Here is a 13730-nt window from a genome sequence, read left to right as displayed (position 1 = left end):
CGGCGTGGCCTGCGCGGTGGACGCCCGCGCTCAGTCGCAGCGACCGTTGTGTGCCCGCACGGTGACTTGCACGCGGGCCCTGTCGGGGTCGCTCGCGGGCGCCGCAGCGCAGAAGCGTTCGTAGGCCTTGAGCGCGTTCAGCATGTCGCCCATGGCCTCGTAGCATTCGCCCTCGGTCCGGTGGTACGTGCCGGGGCCTCCTGCGCGGAGGGCCGCCGCCGCGAGCTGCGTGCAGGCCAGCGCGTCGCCACGTGCCTGCGCGGCCACCGCCTGCGCGTACAGCGCTTCCGCGGAACCTGCAGGAGCGGCCGCTGCACCCGACGAGGAAGGGAGGTGCGGGTCGGGAGCCGCACCCGGGGCGTCGGTCGCGCTCTCGGGGCTGGCCGGCCGCGCGCCCCCGTCGAGAGTCGGCGCCGCGCTGGCGTGCAGCTGGCGCCATCCCAGCACGAAGACCCCCGCCAGACACATCCCTGCGAGGAGCGCGCTGCCCAGCAACAGCACCACCATGAGCCGCCGTTGCTCTGGGCTCGCCGCGGCCCGTGCCCTGTTGCTCGTGCGTGGGCGGCTCGTCGGCGCCGCGGCTGCCTGCGCACGGCGCGCGCGGGGTGATGCGTACGCCGTCTCGGCCGCGCTCACGCGCTCTACCGGCAGCGCGGGGACGTCGATGGGCGTACCAGCCGCCTTGGCGTTGAAGTCGCTGAACGACGCGGGGGGCTCCGACACCGTCGCACCCTCGCTGCGCTCGGGGAGCTGGCCCATGGGCCCCAGGACGTCAGTCTGATCCAAGGGGTCCGCGGCAGCGCGCATGGGCTCTTCACCCAGCGCCTCCAACCACGCCTCGAACAGGTCGCGGGCCGACTCGTAGCGGGCGTCCTTTGCGCGCGCCATCGCGCGGTGCACCACCACCTCGAGGCCGGGAGCCAGGTCGGGCGCGTGGTGCCGGATGGGGGTCACGCGACCGTGCAGGATGGCCTGGACCAGCTCGCTCGGGGACACGCCCAGGAACGGAGGGTTGCCAGACAGCGCTTCGTACAGGATCACGCCCAGCGCGTAGGTGTCGACGCGTGCGTCGAGGTTTTTCTCCGCGGCCAGCTGCTCGGGCGCCATGTAGCGGGGCGTCCCCAGCACTTGGCCCGTACGCGTGAGGCGCTCGTGGCCCACGTGCTTGGAGATGCCGAAGTCCAGCAGCTTGACCTGTGTGCTCCCATCGGGGAGGGCCTGCAGGAAGATGTTGTCGGGCTTGAGGTCGCGATGCACCACGCCGCCGGCGTGGGCCACGCTCAGCCCGGCCACCGCCCCAGCCAAGATGGGCGTCAGTTCGACCTGCGACAGGCGCTTGCGGGCCCGCATGCGCTGCCCCAGCGTCTCTCCCAGCAGGTACTCCATCGCGAGGTAGATGCGCCCGTCGGCCAGGCGCCCCACGTGCTCGATGCCCACGATGGCAGGGTGGGCGAAGCGCGACAGCAGCTCCGCCTCCCGTCGCAGTCGCGCCGCTGCCTCCGCGTTGTCGGCGATGGCGTCCTTGAGCAGCTTGAGCGCCACCAACGTCCCCAGCTGCGTGTCTCGCGCGCGGTAGACGTGCGCCATCCCCCCCGACCCGAGCAACTTCTCGATCTCGAAGCGCCCGTCGAGCAACGTCCCGACGAGCTCGTCGGGTGCCGGGGTAGGCTGGGGCGGGCTGGTCATCGCGCCCGCTCAGCCCTCGCCGCCCGCGTCGTCCGAAGGCGAGCTGAGCGCCGGCTTCTTGGCGTGAACGACCTCACCGGCCATCGCGGCCCCCGACTCGAGGCACAGCAGCCGCACCTTGCCGTGCGCGAGGAGGTTGCCTTCCTCGTCTTCGATGCGAGCCTCCCAGACTTGGGTGCGCCGACCCCGCACCAGCGGCACGGCTCGCGCACGCAACGTCCCGCTCCTCGCGGCGCGCACGAACGACGTGGCATTCTCGAGACCGACGGCCGAGCGTCCGTGCTGCAACGCATTGAGCGCCGCCCCGACGCTGCACACGGTCTCCACGATCCCCGCGTACACGCCGCCATGTACCAGCCCGTACGGCTGGTGGTGTTTGGGCGCGACGGGCAGCTCGGCGACGATCTCGTCGAGCGTGGCCGATACGAAGCGCAGGCCCATGGCCGAGTCGTACCCACCCAAGCGCTCGTTGAGCCCAGGGGCGTAGTCCTTGCTGTCTTCAGTCACGGCCGATCCGTATCACGGGTCTGCGCGGGATCCTACCGCGTGGGTCGTTGCTCGCCGATCTCGGCCATGCGCTGCCGTTCGACGACGACGACACCCAGGCCTCGAGTTGACTGTGCGCAGGGCGCCTTCATCATCGCACATCATGCGACATCGACTCGTCACGGCGCTAGCTGCGTGCCTCGCCTCGGCGGTGGTGCTCCTGCCGCACACCGCGTCCGCACAGTCCGCCAGCAGAGGGAGCGAGTCGTTCGCCGGGCAGCCCATCGTGTCGATGGTCGCGCTCGTCGCGCTCTCGCTGCTGCCGTTCGCGTTCATGACCATGACGAGCTTCACCAAGATGTCCGTGGTCTTCTCGCTCCTGCGCAACGCGCTCGGGGCAGGGCAGGTCCCGTCCGGCCTCATCATCTCGGCGCTCGCCGCGGTCTTGTCGCTCTACGTCATGGCGCCCGTCTTCGCTCGCGTCCAAGACGCCGCTGCCCCCGCCGTCGCCCGCGTCGACCGGGCCGCGCCCTTCGAGGGGGAAAGCCTGGACGCGGTGTTCGAGGCCGTCAGCCTGGGCGCTGCGCCTCTCGCGGCGTTCCTCGCCCACAACGCAGGGGAGCGCGAGCGGGTCCTGTTCTTGGACCTCGCCCGGCGCGCACGCCCCGCCGATCAGCGTGACTCCGTGCAGCCAGACGACTTCCTCGTGGTGCTCCCGGCGTTCGTCGTGACCGAGCTCGCCGAGGCGTTCCAGATCGGCTTCCTCATCTTCCTCCCATTCCTGGTCGTCGACATGGTCGTCGCCAACATCTTGCTCGCGCTCGGCATGCACATGATGTCGCCGACCACCGTGTCGCTCCCGTTCAAGCTGCTGCTGTTCGTCATGATCGACGGCTTCTATCTGCTCTCGCGCGCGCTGGTCCTGGGGTACGCTGCCTGAGCAGCGCGCCCTACTTCGCGCCGCGGCGGCCCACGCCTCGACCGTGGCGCCTGCCTGCCGGCGTGGCTCGCGCCGGAAGGTCCGCCGCCGCGCTGCGTGCCCCGACACCCCAACCCAGCAGAGACCCATCGTGACCCGTGTGCCTCCTTCTCCGTCCGCGCCGATCTCCGCCCCGAGGCGCTCGTGAAGTTGCCGAGCCTGCCGAGCCTGCCGAGCCTACCCAGCTTGGACGGCGCTCGCTGTGAGCCCCTGGTGGTGCGCGACGGTGCGCGCTACGCGTGCTTCGGCGATGGCCTGTGCTGCACGGACATCCACGCCATCGGCCCCATCCGGCTGGGCGAGCGCGCGCGGCTGCGCGTGTTGCACGACGGCATCGTGGCGCACGACCCCCGCGACGACGTGCACGTGCTGGTGATGCGCGCCGAGTCGGGCAGCTGCATCTTCCTCGAGGAGGGGCGCTGCGCTGTCCACACGCCGCTGGGGGGTCTGCTCAAGCCCCAGGCGTGCAAGCAGTTCCCCGTCAGTCTGACCGCCACACCCGAAGGGGGGCGCATCACCACCGAGCACAAGTGTCCGTGCCGCACGCTGGGAGAGCGCCCGGCCATGACCGTCGAGGACGCGCTGCCCGCCATCACGGAGCGGGGCAAGCTCGCGCCGGTCATGCGCGTGGGCAAGCGCGTGCCCCTCACCCGCTCACGTAGCGCGTCCTTCGCCGAGTATCGGGACACGGAGCGGGCGCTGATGGCGAGCGTGCGGGCGGCCCAGAGCGTCGACGAAGTTGCGCGGGCGCTGTACCCCACGGCCTTCCCGCCGCTCGACGGTGGCGACTGGGGGACCCTCGTCGGGCAGCTACGCGATCTGCGCGGGAGCACCCGGCTGGAGCACGTGATGCGGTGGTTCGCCGACGCCGTCGTCGCCTGCACTTCGGAGCGCGGCGACGCGAGCGCGGATGGGCCGTCCTTGCGCGGTACCGCGCCGCCCCCGTGGCGTGATGCGTTCGAGCGGGGAGTGGCCCGCAGCGCGGAGCCCCGGAGCGCGCTCTTCATGCTGCAGGACTTCGTCCTCGATCAGCTGTGGGCCATGCACTGGTACGACGAGTTCCCCTTCGAGCACTTCCGCGCCGAGCTGGCGACCCGCGTGCTGATTTACGCGCGCGTACACGGCTGGCTGGTGGCCGATGGCCTGCGCGAAGACCAGGCTGCCGCCGAGGCCATCCTGGTGGTCGAGCTCGGCGGGGGCACCGATTGGTGGCTCGATATCGCACGTCAGGTGATGATTTCGTCGTGACACGCTACACTCGGCGGGTCGCCGACTCACTTGACTACACGCGCTCCTGCCGCGCAGCAGGGCACGGAGGACTCATGTCGCACCCTCGCTCTTGGACTTCGCTCACGCTTCTGCTCTCGATCGCCACAGGCGTGGTTGCCACATCGGCGCCCACGCGCGCCGCCGCCCAGGCCGATACGCCGCCATCGTCGGAGGCCGCACCGGCGGACCAGCCACCGCCTGCTTCGAGCGGCCCTGCTGCGGCAGACCAGCCCAGTCCGCCGCCTCCGCCCCCAGCGACGGACGAAGGGGCGAGCGGTGACAGCGGCGCACCCGCCCCCTCGTCCCCCGACGCTCGTCGTCGCCCGGACGGAAGCGTCGACACCGCCGACGTCACGCAGAGCGGAATCCTCTCCGACGAGCAAGTGCTCACCGAGCAGGCCTACGGCGTGGAGACGGTCCGGCGAGGCACGGATCCCTACGAAGACCCGAACAAGCGGTACTTCTTCCTCGGTGGCTTCTACCACCACCACTTCATCCCCTCCGGCATGGTCGAGATCTTCGTGCAGCATTCGCCGTCCATCTCGAACCCGCAGGCAGGTCTGGAGCTGACCATCCGCCGCGACTCGTTCGAGATCATCGCCAGCGCGTGGTACGCGGACTTCACCACTGAAGGTCCGTTCCTGGCCAACGGTGATCCCCCGGACGACGTCGAGATCATCGACAGCAACCTGCGCTCGGTCATGGTCGGCGCGACCTTCATGTGGAGCACGATGTTCAACGACTACATCGGGCTCGAGTACGGATTGGGGCTTGGCGTGGGGTACGTGTTCGGGGACCTCGTGCGCACCGAGGCGTACCCGAGCGAACAGCATGGCGGCTTCCAGCCGTGCACCACGCCCATCATCGGAGGGGGCCCCGGTGGGGCGCAGCCGGGCGACGACATCGACGCGTCCCGGTCGAACGGCCTCGGCATCGAACAATACTGTCAGGGCGCGAGTGGCGAACCCGGCATGGAGCCCATCTCCAACGAAGACGGCGAGCGCGGCGCCCACTATGGGGTCGTCGCCCGCAAGTGGTTCGACGGCGGCAGCGTGCCCAACCTGTGGTTCCGGCTGGCCCCGCAGATCTCGCTGCGCATCAAGCCCATCCATCAACTCGTGATCCGCGCCGACGTCGGCTTCGACATCTTCAGCGGCATCTACGTCGGCGGTGGGCTCGCCATCGGCCTCAACTGAGATAGGCTCCCGGCCATGCGGCCACGCACCCCCACCCGTCGAGCGCTCACGGCGCTCGCCCTGCTGCTCTCGCTCGGTGGAGCCTCCCTCCTGGGCCCCGCCGCCCAGGGGCAGCCTGCGCCCGCGCGTCGCAGGGCACAAGGCCACCCGACGGCGACGGCTGCGCCCGCTGGGTCTGGCGCAGGGCAGGGGGCCCTCGGGCCCTCTGCGTCCCCCGCAAGCGCTCCGGATGCCACCGAAGAGCAGGCGCGCCGTGACCAGGTCTTTGCGCGCCTCGGCGACGTCACGCTCACGCTCGGAGAGATCGAGGACGACGTGCAGCGTCGCTCCCCCTTCGCGCGCCGCCAGTTCGCCGACCGAGAGCGGTTGGTGGAGCACGCCCGCGAGCTCTTCCGCGCCAAGCTGCTGGCGCACGCAGCGGAGGCCCGGGGCTACGCCGAGCGACCGGCGGTGCGCACCCTGGTAGACCGCCACCTCGTCGCCACCGTGGTGCGCCGCCAGATCGACGAGCCCAACGGACCGAGTCACGTCACCGACGAAGATGCGCGCGCGTACTTCGATGCCCACCAGGAGCTCTTCGTACGCGCCGAGCAGCGCCGCGTCTCGCACATCCTCGTAGAGACCGAGGAGCGGGCGGCCGAGCTACTGGCGCAGGTGCGCGCGGGAGACCTGCGCGCCTTCCGCCGCCTGGCCCAGTCCGACAGCCTCGACACCGAGACCAACCAGCGAGGCGGCGACCTCGGCTACTTCGCTGCGGACGGGACCGCCGCGGGGAGCACCGATGCGCCGGTGGACGCCGACATCGTGCGGCTGGCCTTCACGCTCACGCGGGAGGAGCCCATCGCGAGCGCGCCGCTGGAGGTGACCACCAGCGCTGGTCCACGCTACAGCATCGTGCGGCTCACCGGCATCCGCGAGGGCGCCCACCCCAGCTTCGAGGACGTGCTCCCCACGGTGCGTCGCCGTGTGGCCGTGGAGTCCCGCGACGGGGCCTACCGCGCCTACATCGCGCACCTGCGCGAGTCGCATCGGGTCGAGATGCAGCCCCTCGAGGTGCTGCGCGACATCAGCCTGCCGCCTCCGCCCATGCCTGCTCACAACCACCGCGGCGCCGAGCCCGAGACGGAAGAACAGATGGCCGCCGAGGGCGCCGCGCACATGGCGCCCTGAGCTCGTCTGCGGGCCTTCGCTCGGCTGGCGGCGAGCCCCCCAGCGCCCGTGTTCGTACGCGCTGTCGTGAGGTTCGCGCGTGGGCGCGCCGCAGCGGCTCCCGCCCGCGCCTCGTTCACCAGCCGAACACGCCGCCACCCGGACCGCTGCTGCTGCAGTACCACCGCAGGTACTCGTCGTCGTAGTCCCACGCGCCACGCGGTGACCCGTCCGGCATGATGCCGTTGTCGAGCACGTAGAGCACGCAGCCCGCGCGTCGGTTGCCGTAGTAGATGCGGTCGCTGTTGGAGCCCCAGTTGTCGCAGTACGTGTCGAAGATCGAGTAGCTCGAGCTCTCCGACCAGCTCTCGCTGAAGCTGAAGTTGCCTGGTGTCCCCGAGTAGTCCGCGTGGCAGCCGGTGCATGTGTTGAAGTTGGGGATGTTGCTGTAGGCATAAGCCGAGCTGTTGGCGGTCATGGACCCGCCGAAGCGGTTGGTGCGGTAGCCGCACGTGCCCGAGCCGTCGCACTGGGCCTGCCAGCACACGTTGTTTCGCCCCGACGCGGGCGTGGCGCACGCGGTGCCCGCGGAGCGATCGGGGCACGTGTTGGACACGTCGTTGCACGTCTCGCACTGCGAGTCACAGGGGTTGCCCGAGCCGGAACAGCTGCCGTTCGAGCATGTGTCCGTCTGCGTGCAGAACAGACCGTCGTTGCACGCGGTCCCGTTCGTGCGGTTGTTGCACACGTTGGTGGTGTCGTTGCACGTCTGGCACTGCGAGTTGCACGGGTTGCCCGAGCCGTTGCAGGTGCCCGAACCGTTGCAGGTGTCCGTCTGAGTGCAGAAGAGCCCGTCGTTGCACGGCGTGCCGTTGGCCAGGCCCGTCAGCCCACACGTGTTGCCGGTGCAGGTGCGTGACTGGCACTGGTTGCCGTTCGGGCACTGCGTCGCGGTGGTGCAGTCTACGCAGGCTCCGGAGCCGTTGCAGTAGTCACCGCTCCCGCAAGGCGTGTTGATGGTGCTGTTCGGGTTGCTGGGAGTGCCCGAGGTACACACGTCGTTCGTGCACGGGTTGCCGTCCACGGGCGTGTCCGTGTTCAGGATGGCGTTGGTGGTTCCACCGACCCCGTTGCAGCGCAGCTCGTGGCAGTCCCCGGCGGTCTGGCTCCCGCTGGGGAGCGCCGTGCCGTTGGCGGTGTTGGTCACGCCGCAGGTGTTGCTGTTGCAGGTGAAGGTCTGACAGAAGGAGCTGGTGCCGCACTGGGCCGCGCTGTTGCAGTCCACGCAGGCGCCAGAGCCGTTGCAGAAGTCCCCCGTCCCACACGCCGTGTTGATGGCCAAGTTGGTGAACGTGGGGGTCCCGGCCGAGCAGCTGTCGCTGGTGCACTGGTTGTTGTCGTTCGGGAGGTCCGTGTTGAGCACCGCGTTCGTCGTTCCGCCGGCTCCGTTGCAGCGGAGCTCACGGCAGTCCCCGGCGGTCTGGCTCCCGCTGGGGAGCGCCGTGCCGTTGGCGGTGTTGGTCACGCCGCAGGTGTTGCTGTTGCAGGTGAAGGTCTGACAGAAGGAGCTGGTGCCGCACTGGGCCGCGCTGTTGCAGTCCACGCAGGCGCCAGAGCCGTTGCAGAAGTCCCCCGTCCCACACGCCGTGTTCAGCGGCAGGTTCGGGTTGCTGGGTACGCCAGCGTTGCACACGTCGCTGGTGCAGGCGTTGCCGTCCACCGGCAGGTCGCTGTTGAACGCCCGCGACACCGTCGAACCCGCGCCGTCACACTCGAGGCGCTGACAGTCGCCCGCGGTCTGGCCCGGCAGCGCGGTGCCGTTGCTCGTGTAGCTCACCTCGCAGGTGTTCATCGCGCTGCACGTGTACGTCACGCAGAAGTCGCTCACGCCGCAGTCGGAAGCGACCACGCAGCCCACGCAGTTGCCGTTCAGGCACATGCCGCTCCCGCCGCACGCCTGTCCATTGGTCACGTTGGTGTACGTGGGCGCGCCCGCCACGCACGAGTCGCTCGTGCAGGCGTTCATGTCGTTGGGCAGGTCCGAGTTCAGCGCGACGCTGGTCACACCGCCGGTCCCGTTGCACACCAGCGACTGGCAATCGCCCACCGTCTGTCCCGTTGGCAGCGTCGCGCCCATCGTGGCGAAGCTCTCGCTACACACCCCCGCGTTGCAGGTGTAGGTGTGGCAGAACGTGCTGGTGCCGCAGTGCTCGTTGGTCAGGCATTCGAGGCAGCTGCCCGCGCCGTCGCAGTAGTCGCCGCCCATCATGCACGCGGCGCCCATCGCCGAGGCAGGGTTGCTGGGCGTGCCCGCCGTACACAGGTCGTCCGTGCAGTCGTTTCCGTCCACGAAGACGTCCGTGTCCAGCGCGACGCTGCGTGGCGCGCCGAGCCCGTCGCACTCCACCACCTGGCAGTCGCCCGTGGTCTGGTTACCTGCCGGCAGGTCCGTGCCCGCCGCGGTGTTGATCGTCCCGCACGTCTGCGCGTTGCACGTGAAGGTCTGGCAGAACGTGTCCGTGCCGCACTGGCTCGCGGTGTTGCAGTCCACGCAGTTGCCGGCGCCATCGCAGTAGTCGTTGCTGCGGCAGACGTAGTTCAGTGGGCGGTTCGGGTTGCTCGGCACGCCAGCGGTGCAGCGGTCCTCCGTGCATGCGTTGCCATCGCTCGGCACGTCGGTGTTCAGCGCCACGGAACGAACGGCGCCGTTTCCGTCACACTCCAGCACCTGGCAGTCGCCGGGCGACTGGTTGCCCGAGGGGAGGTCCACGCCAGCGCCGGTGTTGGTCTGTTGACATGCGCCGGCGTTGCAGGAGAACTGCGCGCAGAACGTGTTGGTGCCGCACGGGTCCCGTTCGAGCACGCGCTCACCGTGCACTCGTTCCCGTCGTCCACGGGCACGTCCACCGGGTCCGGCGTGGTGGTGGTGCCCCCCGCGCCGTCGCACACGAGCGTGTTGCAGTCCGCAGCCACCTGGCTGCCCGCGGGCAGCGGCGTGTTCGGCGCGGTGTTGGTCACCTCGCACGTGTTCGCGACGCAGGCGTACGATCGACAGAACGAGTCCGTCCCGCAGTCCGCGGCCGTGTTGCATCCGACGCACTGGCCACCCGCGTTGCAGATGCCCGAGGTGCCGCACGACGCGTTGGGTGTCGGGGTCGACTGGGGCGTGCCCGCGTTGCAGGTGTCGGCCGTGCACTCGTTCTGATCGTTCGGGGTGTCGCTGTTCAGCGCCACGCTGGTGGTGCCGCCGTTCCCGTCGCAGCGCACCTCCTGACAGTCGCCCGCGGTCTGGCTGGCCACGGGGGTGCCCGCCGCCACGTCCTGCACCTGGCAGACGTGGTTCACGCATGTGTGGACGCGACAGTCCGTGCTCGTGCCGCACTCGGCGTTGGCGTTGCACTCCACGCACGTGCCGTTGCCGTCGCACACGTCGCCGCCGACACTGCAGCCCGTGCCCGTCGGCAGCGGGAACGACCCGGGGACACCCTCGTCGCACGACGCCGAGGTGCACTCGTTGTTCGTGTCGCTCGGCACGTCCGAGTTGTCCACCACCACCTCTTCACCACCCGAGCCGTCGCACTGCATCCGCTGACAGTCGCCAGGGGTCTGCACCTCGTCGTCCAGCGGGGTGCCTGGCGGGAGCGGCGCCGTCACGCAGCTCCCGGCCACGCACGCGCGCGGCCCGCAGAACGTGCCGCCCGTGCAGTCGGACGCGTCGAAGCAGCTCACGCAGCGCCCGTCGTCGGTGCACATCTGCGACCCGTCCCCGCAGGCTCCACCTGCGTTCACCGGGGGGTGGCTGGGCACGCCGCCGTTGCACTCGTCGTCCGTGCAGTCGTTGTCGTCCACGGGCACGTCGTTGTCGTCGGGCGTGGACTGCACGCCGCCCGCCGCGCCGCACGAGAGCACCTGGCAGTCGCCCGCCACCTGGCTGCTGCCCGGGATGGCCGTGCCAGGCAGCGACACCAGCACGGAGCACCCGTTGTTCACGCACACGTAGCGCACACAGGCGGTGTCGGCGCCGCAGTGCGCGCCCGTGGTGCACCCCACGCACGTGCCGCTCCCATCGCAGTAGGAGCCGCCGGACGCGCACGGCGTGTCGATGGGCGCGGGCGGGAACATGGGCGCCCCGTCCACGCACACCTGCGTGGTGCACTCGTCGCCGTCGTCCAGCGGCAGGTCCGTGTCCTCGGGGATCGGAGCGAGCCCGCCCTCGCCATCGCACACCAGTGTCTGACAGTCGCCCGGCTCCTGAACGGCCGGGGGCGCCAGCATGCCCGCCATCGTGAGGGCGCGTCCACACACGCTCAGCGTGCAGGTGTTCGTCGCGCAGAAGGTCTCGTCACCGCACTGCGCGGGGTCCACACAGCCGATGCACTGCCCCGTGCCATCGCAGGTCAACGTCCCGTCGCCGCATGTCGTGCCGTTGTCCAGGTTGGGGTGCGAGGGCGTTCCGTCCGTGCAAACGTCATCGGTGCAGTCGTTGTGGTCGTCCGGGAGGTCCGCGTCGTCGACGGTCGCGGTCACACCACCCGCGCCATCGCACTGCAGCTCCTGACAGTCGCGCGGCGTCTGGAGCGCGACGGGCGTCCCGGCCGCCGTGAAGGACTGCCCACACACGTGATCCACGCAGGTGCGAGTCTGGCACTCGTCATCGGCGGGCAGGGCCGTGCAGTCCGCCGGGGCGTTGCACCCCACACACGCGGGGGCCTGACTGTCGCCGTTGCACACGCCAGAAGCGACCTCGTCGCAGGCGGTCCCGAGGGGCGCCGGCGTGACGATGGGCACGCCACCCGAGCACGAGCCCGTCGCGCAGCTGTTCCCGGAGGGGGTGTCGCTGTCGTCGTTCTGGTTGCGCACCTGCCCGGCCACGCACCAGATGCGCTGGCCGTCCCCGCCGATCTGGTCGATGGCCGGTGGCGGGCCGTCCGCGACGGGTGTCACCACACAGCGCGAGGCCTCGCATGTCGCCACCGAGCATGCGTTGACCGTGCAGTCGTCGGCGGTGTCGCACTGCCCCATGGACCCATCGCCGCCGGTTCGCGACCGTCGCGCCGACGAACAGCGCCACCCACACGAACACGAACCCGCTCTTGACGGACATGCCCCACGACCTCTCGACCCGCACACCACGCCGCAGGCTCCACCCGCGGCGCCAAAGAACGCACCACCGAGTCCCTAATTTGGCGAATTCCGCTCGCGGCGGCAAGGGGGGGCCAGCGCTACCGGGTGGCCCTGGGCATATCCATGTCTTGGGGCACCCTGGACTGAGAGGGTGTCTCAGAAAGGGTAGCTGTCCGCGAATAGGGGCACCCCGGACTGAAAGTACTGAAAGTCCGGGGCAGCAACCGAAGGTGATCGCGTGCTCGAAGTCCGCCCGCTTCGGAGGCGGACTGCCTCTCGTGGACTGCGGTCGGGTGTTCGGCGGGACGGCCGCATTCTTCTATTTGCGGTGGCGCCGAGCAGGACAGTCCGCCCCGCGGCGGGACTTTGCCGCAGGCCCTCAGCGTTCCTGCTCACGCTGCCGCGCGACGTGCGCGCGGAAGGATGTGTCGCGCTCGAGCTCGGCCTCCTTCGCTCCGGCTTCCGTAGGCGCACCGCTCGCGTCTACCCGCACCTGCCGGCCCGCCTTCGGCGCTGGGTCCACGCGTACGCGCTGCTGCGCACCCTGGGGGGGACGTGTGCCCGCCTGCTCGATGCGCTCCGCGATCTTGCGCGCGGCGGCCTCGATGAGCGCCGCGGCCCCGGCCTCCACCGCCTTCGGCAGCTCGCGCTCGCGCTTCTTCCAGTCGCGCTTGCGCCACTCCTTCGCGAGCCGTTTGCGCGCCAGCTTCTCGATGTCCTCCGACGGAGCAAAGAACGCGCGACGCCCGCGGAACGTGAGCGCCATGCCCCACGCAGCGGCCACGTAGGGGACCCACCAGCCGGGGCCCTGAACGAAGTCGATCACCGCCAAGAAGCTGGTGACGATGGTGGCGTTGCCCAGCGCCCAGTAGAAGCCGCGGCGTCGCTCGGCGACGATCTGCGTCATGCTGGCCTGCACCTCGCGCTCGCGCTCGATCAGCTCGATGGCGCCGTCCAGGTCGGTCACGGGGATACCGACCTCGGCGGCCACCTCGCTCAGCTCGGCCCGCGTCAGCCCCTCGACGGTGTCGGCGCGCTCGAGCGCGACCTTGAGGATGGCTTCGACTTCGTCGCGATCGTAGGTACGTCCGCTCACCGCACGAGTATTGGCCCAAGTCGCGCGCGCGTCGAGAGCGGTTGCCGCGACGGGCGCGAGCAGGCTAGAAGGTCCGGGCCGATGGGCTACTGGACGTACTACCTGCTCATGATGGCGCTCTGGTATCTGGTGGACCACCCCGCCGTGCTGGCGGGCGTCGTCGTCATCTTCCTGCTGCGCGACTTCATCCCGGACCCGTACGTGCTGATGCGCACCGCCGGGCGCGTGCGGGCCCTGCGCTCGCAGATCGCCGCGAACCCCGCCAACACCACAGCGCGCCGCGATCTGGCGCGCGTGTACCTCGAGCGCTCCCGGCCCAAGCGCGCCCTCACGCTGCTGGACGAGGCGCGCAAGCGGCACCCCGACGACGCCGAGCTGCTGTTCCTCACGGGGCTCGCCCAGGCGCGCCTGCGCCGTCACGAGGAGGCGCTTTCGTCCCTCATCGACGCGGTGGGCATCGACCCGCGCACGGGCTTCGGCGAGCCCTATCGCGCGGCGGGTGACGTGCTCATGAAGCTCGAGCGCTACGCCGACGCCGAGGACGCCTACGAGCACTACGTCGACACCAACAGCTCGGCCATCGACGGCTGGTACAAGCTGTCGCGCGCCCGGGCCAAGCAGGGCAAGGCCGACGACGCCGCGCGCGCCCTGGCCGAGCTGCGCGACACGTGGCGCACGCTGCCCGCCTACCTGCGCCGCAAGCAGTGGACCTGGCGCGTGCGCGGGATGTTCGCGGGGTAGGGCG

Annotated in this window: 9 protein-coding genes; 5 read left to right on the top strand and 4 right to left on the bottom strand. The window is 70.4% G+C overall.

Annotated features, from left to right (window positions below; genetic code table 11):
* Nucleotides 1-30 precede the first annotated feature (30 nt).
* Both H6726_30900 and H6726_30895 read right to left on the bottom strand, forming a co-directional pair.
* A complete protein-coding gene (locus H6726_30900; protein ID MCB9662090.1) occupies nt 31-1686 on the bottom strand; it encodes a serine/threonine protein kinase in 1656 nt (551 codons plus the stop codon).
* A gap of 9 nt (nt 1687-1695) precedes the next feature.
* Nucleotides 1696-2127, bottom strand: a complete 432-nt coding sequence (locus H6726_30895) for a PaaI family thioesterase (protein MCB9662089.1) — start codon at nt 2125-2127, stop codon at nt 1696-1698.
* A 208-nt stretch (nt 2128-2335) separates the two neighbouring features.
* Here H6726_30895 and sctR point away from each other — a divergent pair, with 208 nt between their 5' ends.
* From sctR to H6726_30875, 4 genes are all read left to right on the top strand, one after another.
* Nucleotides 2336-3112 (top strand): type III secretion system export apparatus subunit SctR, encoded by a 777-nt coding sequence (sctR, locus tag H6726_30890; GenBank protein ID MCB9662088.1) that lies wholly within the window; start codon nt 2336-2338, stop codon nt 3110-3112.
* Nucleotides 3113-3295: 183 nt separating this feature from the next.
* Nucleotides 3296-4399 carry a hypothetical protein gene (locus H6726_30885; protein ID MCB9662087.1) on the top strand — a complete coding sequence of 368 codons (1104 nt, stop codon included), beginning with the start codon at nt 3296-3298 and terminating at the stop codon, nt 4397-4399.
* A 74-nt stretch (nt 4400-4473) separates the two neighbouring features.
* Entirely contained in the window at nt 4474-5616 is a 1143-nt protein-coding gene (locus H6726_30880; protein MCB9662086.1) for a hypothetical protein, read from the top strand.
* A 15-nt stretch (nt 5617-5631) separates the two neighbouring features.
* Nucleotides 5632-6786 (top strand): peptidyl-prolyl cis-trans isomerase, encoded by a 1155-nt coding sequence (locus H6726_30875; GenBank protein ID MCB9662085.1) that lies wholly within the window; start codon nt 5632-5634, stop codon nt 6784-6786.
* 115 nt (nt 6787-6901) lie between these two features.
* Here H6726_30875 and H6726_30870 read toward each other — a convergent pair whose 3' ends face one another.
* Nucleotides 6902-9628: a hypothetical protein gene (locus H6726_30870; protein ID MCB9662084.1), complete on the bottom strand. Its 2727-nt coding sequence runs from the start codon at nt 9626-9628 to the stop codon at nt 6902-6904.
* A gap of 2640 nt (nt 9629-12268) precedes the next feature.
* Entirely contained in the window at nt 12269-12985 is a 717-nt protein-coding gene (locus tag H6726_30865; GenBank protein MCB9662083.1) for a 2TM domain-containing protein, read from the bottom strand.
* An 81-nt stretch (nt 12986-13066) separates the two neighbouring features.
* Between H6726_30865 and H6726_30860 the strand changes: the two genes are divergently transcribed.
* A complete protein-coding gene (locus H6726_30860; GenBank protein ID MCB9662082.1) occupies nt 13067-13726 on the top strand; it encodes a tetratricopeptide repeat protein in 660 nt (219 codons plus the stop codon).
* Nucleotides 13727-13730: the final 4 nt, after the last annotated feature.

This window comes from Sandaracinaceae bacterium, assembly GCA_020633055.1.
Classification (GTDB): domain Bacteria; phylum Myxococcota_A; class Polyangia; order Polyangiales; family Houyiibacteriaceae; genus JADJJE01.
This window is presented reverse-complemented; position numbering and strand designations above follow the sequence as displayed.

Excerpts from the sequence above, each read along its gene's own strand:
- H6726_30900 (MCB9662090.1), bottom strand. The coding sequence starts at position 1,686 with ATGACCAGCCCGCCCCAGCCTACCCCGGCACCCGACGAGCTCGTCGGG.
- H6726_30895 (MCB9662089.1), bottom strand. The coding sequence starts at position 2,127 with ATGGGCCTGCGCTTCGTATCGGCCACGCTCGACGAGATCGTCGCCGAG.
- sctR (MCB9662088.1), top strand. The coding sequence starts at position 2,336 with ATGCGACATCGACTCGTCACGGCGCTAGCTGCGTGCCTCGCCTCGGCG.
- H6726_30880 (MCB9662086.1), top strand. The coding sequence starts at position 4,474 with ATGTCGCACCCTCGCTCTTGGACTTCGCTCACGCTTCTGCTCTCGATC.
- H6726_30875 (MCB9662085.1), top strand. The coding sequence starts at position 5,632 with ATGCGGCCACGCACCCCCACCCGTCGAGCGCTCACGGCGCTCGCCCTG.
- H6726_30860 (MCB9662082.1), top strand. The coding sequence starts at position 13,067 with ATGGGCTACTGGACGTACTACCTGCTCATGATGGCGCTCTGGTATCTG.